Origin of the sequence: Thiohalobacter sp., from assembly GCF_027000115.1 — a bacterium.
Lineage (GTDB): Bacteria > Pseudomonadota > Gammaproteobacteria > Thiohalobacterales > Thiohalobacteraceae > JALTON01.
This window is the reverse complement of the sequence record NZ_JALTON010000061.1, coordinates 20515-39230: the sequence shown is the minus strand read 5'-3', so window position 1 is coordinate 39230 and position 18716 is coordinate 20515. Positions and strand designations below refer to the sequence as shown.

Here is an 18716-nt window from a genome sequence, read left to right as displayed (position 1 = left end):
CTGCTACTGCAGTTCCCTGAGGCGCCGTCGCAGGCCCCGTGAGTTGGGCGCCTTGGCCAGCCCCTCCCTGACGACCGCCAGCGCCTTGTCCTTATCGCCGACCGACTCGTAGAAATCCGCCAGGGCCATGTAGGCCGGGCTGTAGTTCGGCTTGCGCCGAATGGCATCCTGGAAGGCGTTCAGTGCCTCGTTTGCACGTCCCATGCGGATCAGAAGCTTGCCCTTTTTGACCGAAATTTCCGGACGAAGAATGAAATCCTCGTCAGCGTGCGTCTCCACGTATTCGAAGTTCTTCAAAGCCGAGCGCATCAACTCCTTCTTGCGCTGCGGATTGGAGATCCGGTTGGCCTGGTTCAGCGTGTGCAGCGCGGCGCAGTAGTGGTGGATATGGGTGAACCCCCCCGCCAGCCGCCGGTTCCACATGGACCACTGGGGCGACTTGCGCTCGGTTCGCATCTTGGCCTTGCAGTAGGGCGGCAACAGCGCGAAGTCCGCATCCGTCTTTGGAAACTCGGCCTGCGCCGAGGGCGCGAGCAGCAACAACCCAAGCCCCGCGATCATCGCCCTCATGGTCGTCTTGCCCTGTTTCAGTATCCTCGACATCGCCCTTCCGTTTTCGATAATGATTCGAATCCCTGCCTGCCATGGTAGCATGGCCGCTGGCGGTCGCTGCCCCACGTTTCAGCTTGACGCGGGCCGGCCGATCAACTGGAGAAACAGCAGTACAACTGCTGTATCCGACATGACTTCTTGCCTTAAGAATGTACAATAAGGTATTGTAATAAATGAATTTATTGGCAGGATGCCTGACTCGACTCTTACCGAGCCCCCGAGGGAAACCCTTGCCATGGAACCGGACCTGACGATCCATGCGTGACGTTGCAGTTCTGCTGTTTCTGGTGGGGTGCATCATTGCCGCATTCCGGCGCCCCTGGCTGGGCGTTCTCGGGCTGGCGGTATTCAGTTACATGAATCCCCACAGCTATACCTGGGGCTTCATGCGCCAGTTCCCCGCCTACCAGACCCTGTTCATCGCCGTGGTGGCGGCCTTCCTGGTCAATGGCAGGGATCGTCAGCCACTGCCCAGGGACTGGCGCATCCCCGCCTTCTTCATCCTCTGGGCCTACTTCCTCATCACCACGCTCAACGCGCTGGTACCCAAGTTCGCCTGGCTGAAGCTGATCGAGGTCAGCAAGATCTACCTGCCCTTCATCTTCACCCTGTGGCTCATCAATACCCGACAGAAGCTCTACTACCTCATTCTCACCATCGCCGCGTCCATCGGCATACTCGCCGTCAAGGGCGGCATCTGGGCGGTCGGCACGGGCTTTTCCCACCGCGTCTACGGCCCGCCCGGCACCCAGTTCTACGAAAACAATGCCTTCGCCATTGCCACCCTGATGACCATCCCGCTGCTGATCCTGTGGTTGAGGGAAACCACCAACCGCAAGCTCAAGTTGGCCCTGATGGCAGCAGTACCGCTGGCCTTTGCCGCTGCCATTTCCTCTCACAGTCGCGGCGCGCTGCTGACCATGGGCGTTCTGGTACCCCTGCTGCTGTGGCACAGCAAGCGCAAGTATCTCGCCATTCCCGTTCTGGCGATTGGCGTCTGGTTCGGCATCGATTACCTGCCGGAGCACTGGTTTCAGCGCATGGAAACCCTGGAGACCTATCAGGAGGACGCCTCTGCCCAAGGCCGCCTGGAGGCCTGGCGGGACGGCATCAACTATGCCCTGCGCCACCCCCTCACGGGTGCCGGCTTCGAGGGCTGGCGCTGGGTCACCCGTCGTGACTGGCACAGCAGCTATGTCGAAATCCTTGCCGAACATGGCGTCATCGCCTTCGCTCTCTGGTTCTCCCTGCTGTTCGGAACCATCATCAGTCTCACGCGCATCCTGCGTCGCGTACGCGGTCTTGAGCGGATGGCCTGGGCACATAACTGGGCACAGATGCTGCGTGCCTCACTGGTCGCCTACGCGGTCGGCACCCTGTTCCTGGGGCTGTCCTACTGGGACATCTTCTACCATCTGGTCTTCATCTCGGTGCTGTTCAAAAAATTCGTGATGGAGGAACTGGAAACTCCGGAACCCGTCGCTGTACCCGTCGAGGTCGCTCGGCCCGCCAACACCGGGCGCATCGGCAGCACTGGCTGAACAAGAGGAAAGGATGCGCGGACTCTTTGGCTGGATCAGCCCGCAGCTGGGCACCCCGGAACCCGATGCCGTGGCAAGGGCCATGGCCGGCCCCTTTGGCAACGATGCCAGCCTGAAGATTTCCGGCGACACCCGCGGTGGCCTCGGCGTGGTTGGCGACGAAACCCTGCTGCTCGAACACGGCGACCTGCGTTTCGCCATCGCCGGCCGCGCCCGCTGGCAGGGCGAACCGCTCCGTCCGGAACATGCCGAGACGCTTGCGCATGCCTTCCGCACGCAGGGTCCCGGGCTGCTGGACGCCCTGCACGGCAGCTTTGCCCTCGCACTCATCGATCTCCGGAGTAACGATGCGCTGCTGGCCGTGGACCGTATCGGCATCGAACCGCTGGCCGTGGCCGACTTGCCCGGCGGACTCGCCTTTGCCTCGCGTGCCGACAGTGTTGCCGCTCACCCCGCAACATCCAGTGACCTGGATCCGCAGTCGCTCTACGACTATCTGTACTTCCACTGCGTCCCCAGCCCGCGCACCATTTTCCAGGGCCAGCACAAGCTGCTGCCGGCCCAGTATCTGGCGTGGCACGACGGTCATGCCCGCAAGGACTTCTACTGGGCCGTCGAGTACCGGGACGAACCTGCGCGATTTGCGCCGTTACGAGAGGCGTTCCTCGCCTTGCAGGAAACCGTGGTGCGCGAAGCCGTCGACGCACCCGAGACCGGCGCCTTCCTCAGCGGCGGCACCGATTCCTCGACCGTGACCGGTTTCCTCGCGCGGGTGCTGGACGGAGCCCCGCACACCTATTCCATCGGCTTCGAAGCCGAGGGCTACGACGAAATGGAATATGCGCGCATCGCGGCGCGCCATTTCGGCGCCTGCCCGCACGAGTACTACGTCTCTCCCGCAGATGTGGTTGCAGCCGTTCCGCGCATTGCCGCCGCCTACGACGAACCCTTCGGCAACGCCTCCGCGATTCCCGCCTTCTACTGTGCTCGCATGGCTGCGGAGAACGGCAGCCGACACATGCTGGCCGGCGACGGCGGCGACGAGATCTTTGCCGGCAATGCCCGTTACGTGCACCAGAAGCTGCTGGAACTCTACAGACAGGTGCCGGACATCCTGCGCCGTGGCCTGGTCGAACCGCTGGCATTCGCCGATGGGCTTCAGGGCCTGCCACCGGTGCGCAAGCTCCGGAGCTACATCGAGCAGACCCGAACGCCGCTACCGGATCGCATGGAGGCCTACAACTTCCTGCATCGTAGCCCGGCCGCAACCCTGTTCACGCCGGAATTCCTCGCCAGCGTCGAGCCTGACGAACCGTTGGCCATCATTCAGGACGCCTATGGACGGGCGCACAGCGGCCACTACCTGAACCGCATGCTGCACCTCGAACTCAAGATGACGCTGGCGGACAACGACCTGCGCAAGGTTTCCCGCACCTGCGAGCTGGCCGGCGTGCGCGTGCGCTACCCCATGCTCGACCAGCGTCTGGTCGAGTTTGCGGCCCGCGTCCCGCCCAGCCTCAAGCTCAAGGGCTTCCGGTTACGCTGGTTCTTCAAGGAATCCCTGAAGGACTTTCTGCCCCGGGAAATCCTGCGCAAGCCCAAGCAGGGCTTCGGCCTGCCCTTCGGCGTCTGGTTGCGCGATGACCCCGCACTGCAGCAACTCGCCGGGGACAGTCTCGCCAGCCTGCGCAATCGCGGCTGGATCAAGCCCGCCTATATCGACGAACTGCAGCGTCTGCACCGGGAGGAGCATGCGGCCTACTACGGCGTGATGATCTGGGTGCTGATGATGCTGGAACAGTGGCTGCAGCAGGCCGGGCGCTGAAGCGTCCCCACAGGAGCGCGCATGAAGTCAGGCATGTCCTCCTTCACCGACCGGATTCCGCTGCGTTGGCGGCGCCGCCTGCGCCGCATGATCAAGAACGCGCGCCATGGGCTCTCTCCCACTCCGCGTGACCAGGCCCGCACCCTGATCGTTGCCGGCGTTCAGCGATCCGGCACCAACATGGTCATGGACCTGCTCGACCGCAGCATGCACACCGACGTCTACCACGAGACCGATCCGCGCGCATACGACCGCTACGAAATGCGAGACCTGGAAGTGATCCAGGATCTGCATGATCGATCCCGGGCACCGGCCTTTGTCATCAAGGCGCTCTGTGAGCTGCAGGATCTTCCGAACATGCTCGACCGCTTTGCACCGGCCAGAGCGGTCTGGGTCGTCCGCGACTATCGGGATGTGGTCAACTCCATGCTGCGCTCCTTCCCCAGCCAGAAGCGGGAAATAGAACTGCTGGTCGATGATCCGAACGGCAACCGGTGGATGGGCAAGGGCATGAGCATGGAAACCCATCAGCTTCTGCGCCGGCTCTGGGAACAGGGTCTCGACGACCCGAGCGCCGCAGCCTTCATCTGGTACTTTCGGAACATCCTGTTCTTCGAGCAGGCACTGGACCGGGATCCGCGGGTGTCCGTCATGTTCTATGAAGAGCTGGTCACTGCCCCCGATATCCAGCTCCATCGGCTGTTCGACTTCTTCGGACTGCCCTACCGACCCGCCATTGCGCGGGATGTGTTCTCCAGCTCGATCCGCAAGCGTCAAGGCCCGCCGATCAACGCCGAGGTTGCCGCGCTGTGCGAGGAAATGCTCGCGCGGTTTCGCAAGGCCTGAGGAACAGCCGCGGCTTCACAGCTCGACCCGGCTCACCACATAGCGGAACTTTCCTGAAGCCTCGCGGGCGATCTCGTCCACCTGCCGCACCTCGATGGTCACGCTTTCCCCCAGGCGCTGACGGAACGCGTCCTGTATACCGGGGATGCAGGCGGGATCGAAGCCGTCATCAGTGACGATCTGCACCTCGGTGCGATCCAGCGAGTGCTGCTCGATACGGAAGTTGGCAATCCCCGGCAGGTCGCGAAGGACGTAGATCAGTGCCAGTCCGTGCATGACGGTGCCGTCGCGGGCGACGATGAAGTCGGTGGTGCGGCCCTGGATCTCGCGCAACAGGGGCAGACCGCGGCCGCAGGCACAGGGGCGGTCGTCGAGAATACCGACGTCGCCGGTGCGGTAACGGATGAAGGGAAAGTCGGCAGTGGCGAGATGGGTGACGACGATCTCGCCGGATTCTCCGGGGCCGAGTACGCAGCCTTCGGGGTCGACGATCTCGACAATGATATCCTCGGCGGTCAGGTGCATGCCGCCTTCGGGGCACTGGTGGGCAATGAAGCCGGCATCCCTGCCCCCGTATCCATTGGCAACCGGGCAGCCGAACACGCGCTCGATGCGCTCGCGCTGGTGGTCGTACAGGCGCTCGGAGGTCACGAAGGCGACCCGGATGCCGAGGTCATCCATGCGCTGGCCGCGGCCCTCGGCATGTCCGGCGATGTGGGCCAGTGACGAGGGATAGCCAAAGAGCATGACCGGCCGGAAGCGGCGAATCTCGCCGATGAACTCGTCCAGCCGCTGCTCGGACATCTCGAAGGCCGGCAGCAAACGGGTACGTAACAGGCGGTCGCGGATGGCACGAATACGATCCTGGCTGCCGAGCTCGATGGGCGAACCCCAGACCACGATTTCCCGGTCGCCAATGTCCACGCCCCACCAGCGGGTGGCGCGCCACTTGGCGGCGACATCGTGGCTGATACGCTCGCGCCCGATGTAGAAGATCAGCGGCTCGCCGCTGGAGCCGCCGGTATTGAAGCGGGCCAGCCCTCTCGCACGCACCGAGCGCAGCGCGTCGAGATGGGCGCGAATGGCCGGCTTGTCAAGAAAAGGCAGCTTCCGCAGGTCCTCGAGCGAGTCCACCATTGCGGGATCGAAGCCCTGCTCCCGGAACAAGCTGCGGTAGTAGGGAACTTCGGCGCCAGCGCGCATGAGCAGCGTACGCAGGCGCTCGACCTGCAACCCCCGGATGCGCTCGGGCGACCACCACTGGCTCTGCTCCAGCGCCCGGCGCACCGCGACCGAGTCGTGGCGCTTTAGCCGCTCGTGCAACGGAAACAGCAGGCCGCTGACCAGGCGGGTGTACAGACCGCTCACGACTGCACATGCTCCGCCGTACCGGCCGTGGTCCCGGGCGGCCGGGCAAGGCTGCAGAAGCGGCTGACCAGCCGTTTGACCCGCTCGTCCCAGCCGTTGGCACAGGCGTGGGCACGGATCGCGGCCCGGTCCCAGCGCTGCGCCAGCGCTTCATCCAGGACCCGCGCCAGGGCATCGGCGTCTCCGAAGGGCACGATGCGACCCAGTTCGGGACGGCATACCACTTCGGCATTGCCGCCGACATCGGTCGTGATCACCGGCAGGCCGCAGGCCATGGCCTCCAGCAGCACGTTGGCCCAGCCCTCGTTGCGGGTGGAGAGCACAAACAGGTCCGCCGCCGAGAGCGGGTTCTTGAGCTGATCGGGCGGCAGGGCGCCGAGGAAATGCACCCGCTGTTCGATGCCCAGGTCCCGGACCTGCGCCTGCAGGCGGTCACGCCAGTCCCCTTCGGCCGTTGCACCGCCCACGATCAGGTAGTGCAGGCGCGTATGATTCTTCAGCAACCGCGGCAATACCTCGATGACACGATGGAAACCCTTGCGCTCGACCAGACCGCCGACGGTAACCAGCACTTCGGCATCATCCGGCAAGCCCAACGCCTCGCGCGCCTGGTGACGTGGTACGGGGTGAAAGCGCTCCACGTCCACACCATTCCCCACCACCTCGATCTTCTCCGCCGGCACCCCACGTTCGATGGCGACCCGGCGCAGCGATTCGGACACGCTGAACAGGTGGCGGGCATCGCGCCAGGCTGCCAGCAACTGCGGTCGCCGCGTGGTCCGCAGGTGCGGCACCTCGGTGCCCCGCAGGGTGATGGTGACCGGCAGACCCAGCCAGCGACCGATCAGGGTGGCAGCACGGCCATCGGGAAAGCTGAAGTGGGCATCGATCAGGTCCGCTCGCCCGGTCTGTTTCAATCGGCGCACGCAGCGCAGGCTGGACAGAGCCATCGACAGTCCATCCAGTCGCCGCAGCACCCCGGGCAGAGCCAGAAAGCGCGGCCGGTAGACTTCGACGCCGTCCATGATCTCGAAACCCGGCGCGGGCGGACGGTAGCGCGGCACGAAGGCACGGATCAGTGACTGCAACGGGAACCAGGGCTGCGGCGAAACCACCGTCACCGGCAGCACCCGGCCAACGCGGAACATCCGCTCCCGTACGAAGACGCCGGCACTGGGCTGCGCCGGCGAGGGAAACAGGCTGGAAAAAACAACCAGCCTGGGCCGCTCCGTGGCTGCGTTCATCGAGAACCCCTCCCGGCCAGCAGACCTCGGTAAACCGGCTCGTAACGCGCCACGCTGTTGCGCCAGTTGCGTTCGCTCTCCACGAAGCGGCGGCCGGCCGCGCGCATGTCCGGCCAGTCGTCCCGGCGCTCGAGCATCTCCAGTACCGTGCGGCACAGGCTGTCGGCATCACCCGCGCGGAACAATCGCCCGGTCACGCCATCCCGAATCAGCTCGCGGTGGCCACCCACGTCCGACGCCACCAGCAGTCGTTCCTGGGCCATGGCTTCCAGCGGCTTGAGCGGCGTGACCAGATCGGTCAGCCGCATGGGCAGGCGCGGGTAGACCAGCAGATCGACCAGGCCATAGTAGGCAGGCACCTGTTCGTGGGGTACTCGGCCGACGAAGTGCACCACGTGCTGGATGCCCAGGTCCTCGGCCAGTTTCCGCAAGCGATCCTCCTCCGGCCCGCCGCCGACCAGCAGCACACAGACCTCCGCTCGCCGTTCGCGGATGCAGGGCAGCGCTTCCAGCAGCAGCGACAGGCCCTCGTAGGCATAGAAGGAGCCGAGGAATCCGAGCACCGTACGCCCCCGGCAGCCCAGCGACTCGGCCAGCGCTTCGTCACGTGGCGGATGCTGCTGGAACTGGTCGAGATCCACGGCATTGGGGATGACGGTCACCTTGTCCTCGGGCAGGCCACGGGCCAGCAGGTCACCGCGCAGGCCCTCGCAGATGGTGGTCACGGCATCGGCGCGCCGGACCACATGGGTCTCCAGGGCACGGGTGAGGCGATAGCGCGGTCCCCAGGCGCGGCTGGTGCCATGATCGACGGCCGCGTCCTCCCAGAAGGCACGGATCTCGTAGACGACCGGCAGACCGAAGCGGGCAGCCGCACGCACCGCCGCCAAACCGTCCAGCGCCGGCGAATGGGCGTGCAGGATGTCCGGCCCCAGGATCGGGATCAGTTCCTCCAGTCGCGCCTGCAAGGCTTGCACCACGGCCCACTGGTTTGCCATTGGCAGGCGCGCGTGCCACTGCCGCGGCGTGCGGCTGCGATGGAACTCCAGGCCCTCGATCGTCTCGCTGCCGCCATCGACACCTGCGACCTGATTGTGCTTGGGACCGGTCACATGACAGGTCTCCCAGCCACGCGCGCGCTGCTCGCGCAGGATGGCGCGGGTACGGAAGGTATAACCGCTGTGCAGCGGGATGGAATGGTCCAGCACGTGCAGGATTCTCATGCCGCCCTCCCTTCCAACACCCGCCGCTCGAAGGCCTCGAACATCAGCAGCGACCAGAGAATGGCGCTGTGGTCGCGGCGCCCGGACTGGTGCTGGTCGACCAGCGCACGCAGGGTTCCGGGGTCGAAATAGCCGCTGTCCAGCATGCGCTCGCCGAGCAGGGCGTCCCGCAGGCGCTGGCGCAGCGGCCCGCGGAACCATCTGGCCAGCGGCACCGAGAAGCCCATCTTGCGCCGGTACAGGATGTCATCCGGCAGCAGCGGTTCCAATGCCTTCTTGAACACGTACTTGCCCTGGTGTCCGTGCAGCTTGAGATGCGGCGGCAGACCGGCGACCCATTCCACGAACTGATGGTCGAGGATGGGCACGCGGACCTCGAGGGCATGGGCCATGCTGGCACGGTCCACCTTGGTGAGAATGTCGCCGGCGAGATAGGTCTTGATGTCGAGATACTGCACCCGGGACAGCGGATGATCCGGGGCACTGCCCAGATGCCGGCGGAAGGACTCGATGGCGCGATAGCCGGCAAGCTCACGCCGAAACGCCGGGCCATAGAGCCGCTGGCGCTGTGCCTCGGGCAACAGCGAGAAATTGTGGAAGTAACCCTCCAGCGAGTCGCGCGCCAGCGCCTGGAAGGTGGACTTCGCGCGCAGGAACCGGGGCGCCCAATCCAGCTTGGGATAGAGCGATCCCAGGGTTCCGAACAGCAGGCGACGCAGCCCGAGCGGCAGCAGCCGGCGCAACCGTTCCTCGTCCATGTGCCAGCGGTAGCGCCGGTAACCGGCAAAGTTCTCGTCGCCGCCATCCCCGGACAGGGCCACGGTCACCCGCTTGCGCGCCAGTTGGCAGACGCGATAGGTCGGCATGGCCGAGCTGTCGGCATAGGGTTCATCGTAGAGTTCGGCAAGGCGGTCGATGAGGTCGAAGTCGTCGGGATCCACCTGCTCGACCTGGTGGTTGGTGCCGAAGCGCCGCGCCACGGCCTCGGCATGGGCGGACTCGTTGAAGGCCGGATCGCCAAAGGAAATGGAACAGGTATTGACGGGTTCGCTGGACAATCCGGCCATCATGGCCACCACGGCGGAGGAATCTACGCCGCCGGACAGGAAGGCGCCCAGCGGCACCTCCGAAATCAGGCGAATGTCCACGGCCTCGCGCAGGCGGTCGCGCAGCTCATGCTCGGCATCCTCCAGGCGCTGTACGCCGTTGTCGCGGAACTGCACATCCCAGTAGCGCCGGGGGCGTGCCAGCGTCTGCCCACGCCTGAGGGTCAGCGTATGACCCGGCTCCAGCTTGTGCACAGCGCGGAAAATGCTGCGCGGGTCGGGCACATAGCCCAGCGCGAAGTAGTCCTCCACCGCCTGTGGATCGAGGGTCCGCGACAGCTCGGGCACCGCCAGCAGCGACTTGATCTCGGAAGCAAACAGCAGCCGGCCGTCATCGAGTTCGGCATAGTGCAGCGGCTTGATGCCGAGACGGTCGCGGGCCAGGAACAGGGTCTCGCGGTTGCGGTCCCAGAGCGCGAAGGCAAACATGCCGCGAAAACGGTCCACGCAGGTCTCGCCCCAGCTTTCCCAGGCATGGACGATGACCTCGGTGTCGCAGTGGGTACGGAACCTGTGGCCCAGCGCCTTGAGTTCATCCATCAGCGCGGGGAAATTGTAGATCTCGCCGTTGTAGACGACGACCACGGTTTCGTCCTCGTTGAACAGGGGCTGGCGGCCGTTCGACAGATCGATGATGGACAGGCGCCGGTGGGCCAGGCCCACGCCCGGCTCGAAATGGGTCCCCCCCTGATCGGGTCCGCGATGGAACTGCACCTGGTTCATGCGCTCGACACAGGCGCGATCGATGTCACGCTTGTCGCGCAGGTCGAAGATACCAGCGATGCCGCACACGTTTCAGTTCCCTCCGTTTGCGGCGGCACTGGCCCCGCATTGCCGGTCGTAGACTTCCAGGTAGCGATTCACCATCACCGCCAGGCTGAACGCTGCCTCGGCCCGCGCGCGACCGGCAGCCCCCATGCGCCGGCGAACCGTCGCATCCCTGAATGCGTGCAGGGCGCGTGCCATCGCCTCGGGGTCCTGGGCGGGAACCAGCCGGCCGGTCTCGCCGTCCCGAACCAGCTCGCCATTGCCGCCGACATGGGTGGCAACCACCGGGAGGGCGCTGGCCATGGCCTCCATGATGGTGTTGGAGATGCCCTCGGCCCGTGATGGCAACACGAACAGATCCAGTGTCCGCAGCAGTTGCGGGATGTCGTCGCGCGCGCCGGCGAACCAGACCTGATCCGCCACCCCCGCTGCCTCTGCCCGGGCCTCCAGCGCCGGACGGAGGCTGCCCTCGCCCACCAGGATCAGCCGCAGCCGCCGGAAGGCCCCCGGCTCCAGGTCACGCAGACGGATGAAGGCTGCCAGCAGCGTGCCCTGGTCCTTGACCGCCTCCAGCCGCCCCACGGTGCCGATGCGCACCAGATCGCTGCCGGCAAAGGCCTCTGGCAGTGCCGCTGCCGGGCCATCGGGCCGGAAGCGCCCGGTGTCGACGCCGTTGATGATGCGGGTCAGGCGATGCGGGGGCACGCCGATCTGCTCCCTGAGATAGCCCTCGATCTGTCCGGACAGCGCGATGTAGTGCCCGACGAAGGGCCGCAGCAGGCGCTTCAGGCGACGGTAGCGGCTGCCGTCGAGATCGGTCACGTCCCAGCCGTGCTCGCCATGGATGCGACAGGGCACCCCGGCGAGCCAGGCCGGTACCTGGGCCTCCAGCGCGGCCAGGTTGCGGCTGTGCACGATCCGCGGGCGCAATCGGCGGAACAGCCGCCACAGCCGCGGATAAAGCCCCCAGTCCTGGCCGGGCACCTTGTGCAACGCGATGACATCCACGTCGTCGCGGCGGATGCGCTGGCGAAACTCGGTGACATCGGTGAGGCTGACGATGGCATGCCGGTAGCGGTCCCGCGGCATCTGGTTGACAAGGTTGACCAGGCCGTTCTCCAGTCCGCCAACCTGCAGGCGGTAAATGACATGCACGATCAGCGGTGCCTCCGCGGCCCGCGCGACTGCTTCCGTCACTCGGCGGGCACCCTCTCGATGACGGCCGCTGCCAGCGCCTGCCGCAGACCCGCCCCCCAGGCATCGATGAACGCGTCCAGACGGGCGCGCAGCGGCGCCTCCTCACCGCGTTCCTGGTAGGGGGCAAACACCACGACCGCGGCCGACAGGGGATCGCGTCCCGCCAGTCGCGCCCGTGCCTCGATCAACTTGGCGACATAGTCGTTGGCGGTCTCAGCACCGTCGAGCCAGTACCAACGCGCGATCAGCAGCCGCTGGCCATGGGAGCGCAGCCTCGCCTCCACCACCTCGGCGGGCACGCCGGTACGCTGGCGGTTGCCGCCACCCACCTTCTGCCAGATTGCGTGCTTCTGCGGAATCATGACGTTGCGCGAGTTGACGAGCTCACCTTCGCCGCCACCGGCATAGAACACCAGGTGCACCGCGACCGGGCCCTTGCCATCCTCCAGGAACAGGGTGCGGGTAGCCAGAGGTTTCTGGTAGTGCGGGCGCCAGTCGGTGAAGGCTTCGGCCTCGCGCCAGCCGGCCGGTGGCGCAGGCCATTCGAACCGCAGGGTCGCGCCACCGGACGGCCCGCTTGCCATCCACTGGCCGATCGCGGGCCAGGGTGCCGCGACCGCGATCGCGAGCAGGGCCGCACCTACCACCGGTGCGACGGGAGAATGTCCTGCTGCCACCCGAGCCGGACGGGGTACATCGGGGTCCGCGAAGAAGCTGCCGATCCAGAACATCAGCAGCATCACCAGCCCGAAGAACACCCAGCCATAGATGAAGTGATCGACGCCCAGGGCCAGCTTCATGTCGCTGAGATGCGCGATCATGACAATCATGTAGGCGCGAAGGCCATTGGCAATGATGGGCAGCACCACCGAGAAGGCGATGAACAATGCCCGCTTCCAGTAGGCGCGATAACTGACATAGGCGAACAGCGAGCCCATGGTCACCGAGGCAATCAGGTAGCGGATTCCGCTGCAGCCCTCGACCACCGACCAGTCGCCGCTGGGAATGCTGAAGAAAGTACCCTCGACATAGACCGGGATACCACTGAGACGCAACATGGTCACGGTGAAACGCGCCGTAAAATCCATGAGCAGCGGCATCAGCTCCTCACCCATGGGCGCCGCGAAAATCAGGAAGGCCAGCGGGAAGGCGATGGCCCAGGCGAAGCGGGCGCCCATGACCAGCAGCACGGTCGTCGGCAGCATCAGCACCAGGCTCAGATGCTGGCCGACGGCAATGCCGGTAACACTGGCCACCACCCAGGCGAAGCCCAGGCCGAGCAGCAAGGGTGCGGCCCACCAGGCGGGACGTGCCGGAATGCCCAGCCAGTCATGACGCGCACGCCAGATCAGATACAGGCTGACCGGCACCACCAGGAAGCCGTGGGCAAAGGTTTCCGAGCGAGACCAGATCCCGACGATGTCGAGCACGGTATCACCATAAGCCAGCAGCAGGGCCATAACGGCGAACCCGGACACCGCCAGCGCGCCCGGGGTCGAGATCCGTTGATGGCCGGTGGCGGTTCCGGGCAGGTTGGCAGCGGTACTGCTCATCGTTGCACGGCTCCAGGGTTATTGCGCGCTTCCAGCGGTGCTGCGGGTGCCATGGCGTCCTCGAACAGGTCGTCGAGCGCAGCGAGATTGCGATCCCAGTCATAGCGCCGACGCACCCAGTCGCGCGCTGCCGGGGCCGAGCGGCGCGCTGCCAGCAGTTCCAGACACAGTCGCACCAGCTCGTCGGCGGTTTCGCCCCGGTTGAGATCATGACCGGTGGGGAATTCGATGCCATCCAGAGCCGGCGGCGTCGCCACCACGGGGGTTGCCATGGCCATGGCCTCCAGCACCTTGTTCTGTACGCCCCGCGCGATGCGCAGTGGCGCCACTGCGGCATGGGCGTGTTCCAGCCAGGGCCGGATGTCCTCGACGGCCCCGGTTACCACCACGCCCGGCAGGGCCTCGAGACGGCGTACGGCTTCGGTGGGACGCGCCCCGACGATGTAGAAGCGCGCCTCGGGCTGTGCGGCCAGAATGGCGGGAAAGACCTCTCGCGCGAACCAGCTTACCGCTTCGACATTGGCCCAGTAATCCATGGCGCCGGTGAATACCAATGCACGCGCCCCGTCGGGAAAGGGATTGTCGCGCGCAGGGCTGGGGCTGAAATAGCGCCAGTCGACACCATTGTCGAAATGGCCGACGTTGGTGGCCTCGGGCGCCAGCGAGCGGAAGAGGTCGGCCTCGGCACGGGACACGAACAGGCTCGCGCTAGCGCGCGCAGCGACGCGGCGGTCGTATTCGAGGAGGCGTTCACCCTCGCGCCGGTAGACCCAGGACATGGGCCAGGGTCGCGAGCGCGCATACTGGCGCCATTTGTCGGAATCCACGTCCACGAAGTCGATGACCAGACGGCGGCCCGCCACGGGCGCGCGATCGAGATACTGGGCCATGGCGGAAGAGAACACGAAGATACGGTCAATGGCATGACGATCGATGGTCTCGATGACCCAGTCCTGGAGATCGCTGTCGCGATAGTAGGGCAGGCTCAATGCCTCGCCGGTAAACAGGCCGCGCAGGCTGCGCAGGCGGGCACGTCGCGGATCCAGCGGCCTGAGACAGGCGCCGGCAACCTCGCGCTCGATGACCTCGGCGTAGCGCCAGTCCCGGGGATCGTCGACGAAGCAGCCCAGATGCACCCGGTAACGTTCGGCCAGATGGCGCAGCACGTGCCAGGAGCGGATCTTGTCGCCCTTGTTGGGCGGGTAGGGAATCCGGTGCGACAGAAACAGCAGTGGCGGCCTGACCATCAGCCCAGGCTCCGCGCCAGCAAGGGCCCCAGCCGGCGACTCAGCCACAGCGGCAGCCGCTGCCAGAGCGCAATGAAATAGCGATACTTCGGATTCTTCGGGCTGACGTCCGGCAAGGCGCCGGCCTTCACCAGGTAGTACTCGTAATACAGCGGCTCAGGGTCGAAACCCCAGTTCTTCTTGAAGGAAAAGGAACCGGTGTCGCGCTTGCTGCGACCGTAGTCGAACCATCTCAGCCCCTGGGCCGCCGCGCGGCGCATGACCTCCCAGTACATGAAGTCGTTGCCCTTGCAATCCCGGGCCTCCGCCGTGCCGCCGCCATAGTAGGGCAGGATTTCATCGCGGAAGCGGAAACTCATCACGCTGGCCAGGGTCCGTCCCTCTCGGGTCACGGTAAGGATCTCGCAGTCGTCTCCGAACACCTGTCGCAGGGTTTCGAACCAGCGTTTCGGAAAGACCGGCGTGCCCAGATTGCGTACGCTCTCCGAATAGGCCTCGAACAGACGATCCGTGTCCGCGTCCACTTCGGAGCGCAAACCGGCCTTGATGCCCTTGCGCACCATCGCCCGCTGCTTTCTGGGGATGGCTTTCATGTTGGCCTCGTCGTCGGCCTCGATCCGGCGCCGGAAGGTCACATAGAGGTCCTTGCGCGGCCAGTCAGGGCGCATCGGCCGGCGATTGCGCAATTCGAGATAATCCACGCCCAGCCGTTCGGCCAGGTCGCAGGCGGACTCGATGAGTGCATCCTCGACGGTGCGGTCATCGGCAACCGGGCCGCCATAGACACAGAAGGGCGTACTGATCAGGCTGTGCCCAAACAGCCGACTGCGAATCTCGCCCAGCGGCAGCACACCGACGATGCGCCCGTCCCGCCGAGCCAGCAGATGGTGGCAGCGATGCCCGAAACCCTGCTCGATGGCGTCCATCCAGCCGCTGCGATGGAAGAAGGTCCCTTCCGGGTGCGCCTCCACATAGGCATCCCAGGCCGCACGATCTGCGGCCGAGAGCGGCGCGATCTCGAGATTGCCCGCCGAGGTTTCCGGTTCAGACATCAGCACTGCGGATGCCATGACGGATACTCCCCTTCCGGAGGAAACACCTCGTCCATGCGACCCCAGCGGAAATCCCGCAGCAGCTGCCGCAGACGGGTCTCCATGCGATCGAGATTCAGATAGTGGCGCACCCGGGTCCTGAGGCTGATGCCGGTCTGGCGCGGCTGCCCTGGATCGATCTCCCAGGGATGGAAATAGAAGACTGAGGCCTGGCCGTCGCGTTCGTTGACCTGCCTGAGCGCCCAGCGCGATAGGGCATAGGGAAACAGCCGGAACCAGCCTCCTCCCCCGCACGGCCACTTGCGTTCTCCGAGTTGCAGTGTGGTCACCGGAATTTCCACCAGAGCGCACCCGGAAGGCCGAAACGCAAAGCGCGGCGCCTCAGGCATACCATAGAGGTCATGCCGTATGGGATAGATGCTGGAACTATAACGATAGCCTGCTGCCTCCAGTTCCTCCAGCGCCCAGAGATTGTCGCGGCCGATGGAATAGCTGGCCGCTCGATAGCCGTTGACCGGCTGTCCGGCGATGGATTCCAGCAGATCCTTGGTCCGCCGGACGTCCTCGCGAAACTGCTCCGGCGTCTGCTGGGTCACCCGTACATGCGAGTAACCATGACTCGCCAGCTCGTGACCCTCGTCAACGATGCGTCGCACCAGGCCGGGAAATCGTTCTGCGACCCAGCCCAGGGTGAAAAAAGTGCCCTTGATACCCGCCTCGGCGAAAAGATCGAGAATGCGTCCGGTATTGCGCTCCACGCGCGCGCCGTGGCGGTCCCACTCGTCACGGGCGATGTAAGGTTCGAAGGCCGAGACCTGGAAATAGTCCTCGACATCCACCGTCATCGCATTGCACAGGGCACCCATGAGCCTCATCCCGTCGCCTGATCCGGCTCGGACAGTACGCCGGCCCAGGCCAGCAACCGGTCGCGGATACGCACCGCGGCCCGGCCATCCCACAGCTCCGGTACCCGGCCCTGCTTGCCGCCGGTGGTCAGCACCTCGTCCACGGCGCCGAGAATGCGCGCCGGGTCCGTACCGACGATGGTGTTGGTGCCCTGCTCCACCGTGATCGGCCGTTCGGTGTTTTCGCGCAGCGTGATGCAGGGAACGCCCAGCGCCGTGGTCTCCTCCTGCAACCCGCCGGAGTCGGTCAGCACAAGGCGCGCACGTGACATCATGCCCAGCAGCTCCAGGTAACCCAGAGGCTCCGTGACCAGGATGCGACCCTGTGCCAGCCGCGTGTCGAGCCCTGTCTCTGCCAGCCGACCCCGGGTGCGCGGGTGCATGGGGAAAACCAGCGGCACCCGGTCCGCCACACCGATCAGGGTATCCACCAGCCGCCGCAGCACATTGGCATCGTCCACATTGGAAGGCCGATGCAGGGTGAGCACTCCGAAACCCGCGGCTGCATCCAGCCAACGATCGGCCTGCCCGATACCGGACAATGTCTGCTCCGGCGGGATGGCCCGCTCCAGGTGCATGCGCAGGGTATCGATCATGACATTGCCGACGAAGTGGATACGCTCGCGGGCAATGCCTTCTGCGACCAGGTTGGCCTCGGCACTGCGCTCGGTGGTGAACAACAACTCGGAAAGCTGGTCGGTCAGCACCCGGTTGATCTCCTCGGGCATGCTGCGATCACGGCTTCTCAGGCCTGCCTCGACATGCACCACCGGCACCCCCTTCTTGACGGCCACCAGCGCACAGGCAATGGTGGAATTGACGTCACCCACCACCAGGACGGCATCCGGTCGACGCTCATCCAGCACCGGCTCGAAGCGCTTCATGATTTCCGCCGTCTGCACCGCATGACTGGCAGAACCGACACCCAAGTCGATGTCCGGCTCGGGAATCCCGAGCTGATCGAAGAATGCCGCCTTCATGGCTGCGTCGTAGTGTTGCCCGGTATGTACCAGGCAGGACTCCAGCGGCGCCTCGCTGGCATCGAAGGCACGCATCAGGGGCGCGATTTTCATGAAGTTCGGCCGGGCGCCGACCACGGAAAGGATACTGGGACACGTGGATCGCGTCATGGCTTCACCTGAGTCGGGGTGGCGTCCACGCGGGCGCCTAATCCGCCTTGCGGAGTGCCTCGAGCGCTTCGGGCAGATCGACGTCGTCTCCCGACAGGACCGCCATCATGATCAACTTCTGGATGCGGTCGCGATCCTTGCGTACCCGCGCTTCCAGTGCCTCCACCCGCTTTTCCAGGGCGATCAGCCGTCGCTCGGAGTCGCTGACAGTGGTCGCTGTGCTTGCGCTATTGTCCGCCGCGAGATGAATCTGTGGCTCGGGTGCCGTTGCCAGCTTGCGGATCTTTGGCGTTTCCTGCTTCTGTTCGTCGATCACGAAACGCACGGTGTCGGCGGTAAACTCGTGCAGCTCCTCCAGGCAGCCATAGAGAAACAGGCGATCACAGAGGGTGTTGATACGACGAGGAATACCTTCGGAATGCTCATGAATGATGTGGTACGCATCGTCGGATATGCTCGGATCGCCCTCCCACTCCACCAGACCCAGGCGATGTTCGATGTAAGCGCGCGTTTCCGGCTCATCGAGCGGACCGAGGTGGTAGGAGGCAATCACCCGCTGCCGGAACTGCTCCATACCCTCTGCCTGCACGATTGCCTGGAACTCACCCTGCCCGAGCAGGAAACTCTGCATCAGGGCGCGTTCACCGACCTGGTAGTTGGACAGCATGCGCAGTTCTTCCAGCGCGGATGCCGGCAGATTCTGGGCCTCGTCCACCAGCAGCAGCACACGCTTGCCTTCCCGGGCACGCGCCATGAGGAAGGTCTCGAGATTCTTGAGAAGCTGCGCCTTGGCCACGCCTTGTGCCTGCAAGCCGAAGGCACTGCACACGGCGCGCAACAGCTCGTCTGATTCGAGCTGGGTGGTCACCAATTGTGCCGCAACAATGTTTTCCGTCTGCAGCGAATTGAGCAGCGCACGGGCCAGCGTGGTCTTGCCGGCACCGATCTCGCCAGTGATGACAATGAAGCCCTCGCCCAGCTGAAGACCGTAGCGCAGATAAGCCAGCGCCTTGGAATGACCCTTGCTCTGGTAGAGAAAACGCGGATCGGGACTCAGGCGGAAAGGCTTGGTCTTCAGATTGTAGAATCGCTCATACAT

General features: G+C 65.2%; 15 protein-coding genes. 3 read left to right on the top strand and 12 right to left on the bottom strand.

Going from position 1 to position 18716, the window contains the following annotated elements:
• Positions 1-3 precede the first annotated feature (3 nt).
• Entirely contained in the window at positions 4-603 is a 600-nt protein-coding gene (locus tag MVF76_RS12640) for a tetratricopeptide repeat protein (protein ID WP_297529685.1), read from the bottom strand.
• Between the two features lie 266 nt (positions 604-869).
• Here MVF76_RS12640 and MVF76_RS12635 point away from each other — a divergent pair, with 266 nt between their 5' ends.
• Genes MVF76_RS12635 through MVF76_RS12625 form a run of 3 tightly spaced genes read left to right on the top strand, consistent with a single transcriptional unit; the run spans position 870 to position 4824 of the window.
• On the top strand, positions 870-2153 hold the full coding sequence (locus MVF76_RS12635; RefSeq protein ID WP_297529683.1) for a putative O-glycosylation ligase, exosortase A system-associated: 1284 nt from the start codon (positions 870-872) through the stop codon (positions 2151-2153).
• Between the two features lie 13 nt (positions 2154-2166).
• Entirely contained in the window at positions 2167-3978 is a 1812-nt protein-coding gene (locus tag MVF76_RS12630) for an asparagine synthetase B family protein (protein ID WP_297529681.1), read from the top strand.
• 21 nt (positions 3979-3999) lie between these two features.
• On the top strand, positions 4000-4824 hold the full coding sequence (locus MVF76_RS12625) for a sulfotransferase domain-containing protein (RefSeq protein WP_297529679.1): 825 nt from the start codon (positions 4000-4002) through the stop codon (positions 4822-4824).
• Positions 4825-4839: 15 nt separating this feature from the next.
• Here the strand turns inward: MVF76_RS12625 and MVF76_RS12620 are convergent, their stop codons facing one another.
• From MVF76_RS12620 to MVF76_RS12570, 11 genes are read right to left on the bottom strand one after another with little or no spacing between them, the layout of a single operon-like run.
• A complete protein-coding gene (locus MVF76_RS12620) occupies positions 4840-6192 on the bottom strand; it encodes a phenylacetate--CoA ligase family protein (RefSeq protein WP_297529677.1) in 1353 nt (450 codons plus the stop codon).
• Positions 6189-7436 carry a glycosyltransferase gene (locus tag MVF76_RS12615; RefSeq protein WP_297529675.1) on the bottom strand — a complete coding sequence of 416 codons (1248 nt, stop codon included), beginning with the start codon at positions 7434-7436 and terminating at the stop codon, positions 6189-6191. The genes MVF76_RS12620 and MVF76_RS12615 overlap by 4 nt, the downstream gene beginning before the upstream one ends.
• A complete protein-coding gene (locus MVF76_RS12610; RefSeq protein WP_297529674.1) occupies positions 7433-8659 on the bottom strand; it encodes a TIGR04063 family PEP-CTERM/XrtA system glycosyltransferase in 1227 nt (408 codons plus the stop codon). Before MVF76_RS12610 ends, MVF76_RS12615 begins: the two co-directional genes overlap by 4 nt.
• Positions 8656-10557 (bottom strand): XrtA/PEP-CTERM system amidotransferase, encoded by a 1902-nt coding sequence (locus MVF76_RS12605; protein ID WP_297529672.1) that lies wholly within the window; start codon positions 10555-10557, stop codon positions 8656-8658. The genes MVF76_RS12610 and MVF76_RS12605 overlap by 4 nt, the downstream gene beginning before the upstream one ends.
• Positions 10558-10560: 3 nt before the next feature.
• A complete protein-coding gene (locus tag MVF76_RS12600; protein ID WP_297529803.1) occupies positions 10561-11691 on the bottom strand; it encodes a TIGR03088 family PEP-CTERM/XrtA system glycosyltransferase in 1131 nt (376 codons plus the stop codon).
• Positions 11692-11726: 35 nt separating this feature from the next.
• Positions 11727-13283, bottom strand: a complete 1557-nt coding sequence (gene xrtA, locus MVF76_RS12595) for an exosortase A (protein WP_297529671.1) — start codon at positions 13281-13283, stop codon at positions 11727-11729.
• Positions 13280-14530 carry a TIGR03087 family PEP-CTERM/XrtA system glycosyltransferase gene (locus MVF76_RS12590; RefSeq protein ID WP_297529669.1) on the bottom strand — a complete coding sequence of 417 codons (1251 nt, stop codon included), beginning with the start codon at positions 14528-14530 and terminating at the stop codon, positions 13280-13282. The genes xrtA and MVF76_RS12590 overlap by 4 nt, the downstream gene beginning before the upstream one ends.
• Positions 14530-15582 (bottom strand): FemAB family XrtA/PEP-CTERM system-associated protein, encoded by a 1053-nt coding sequence (locus MVF76_RS12585; protein ID WP_297529667.1) that lies wholly within the window; start codon positions 15580-15582, stop codon positions 14530-14532. The genes MVF76_RS12590 and MVF76_RS12585 overlap by 1 nt, the downstream gene beginning before the upstream one ends.
• On the bottom strand, positions 15582-16448 hold the full coding sequence (locus MVF76_RS12580) for an XrtA system polysaccharide deacetylase (protein WP_297529665.1): 867 nt from the start codon (positions 16446-16448) through the stop codon (positions 15582-15584). The genes MVF76_RS12585 and MVF76_RS12580 overlap by 1 nt, the downstream gene beginning before the upstream one ends.
• A 5-nt stretch (positions 16449-16453) precedes the next feature.
• The gene (gene wecB, locus MVF76_RS12575; RefSeq protein WP_297529663.1) at positions 16454-17617 is read right to left on the bottom strand and encodes a non-hydrolyzing UDP-N-acetylglucosamine 2-epimerase; all 1164 of its coding nucleotides are present in this window, start codon (positions 17615-17617) and stop codon (positions 16454-16456) included.
• A 37-nt stretch (positions 17618-17654) separates the two neighbouring features.
• Positions 17655-18716, bottom strand: coding sequence for an XrtA/PEP-CTERM system-associated ATPase (locus tag MVF76_RS12570; protein ID WP_297529661.1), 1062 nt, complete (start codon positions 18714-18716; stop codon positions 17655-17657).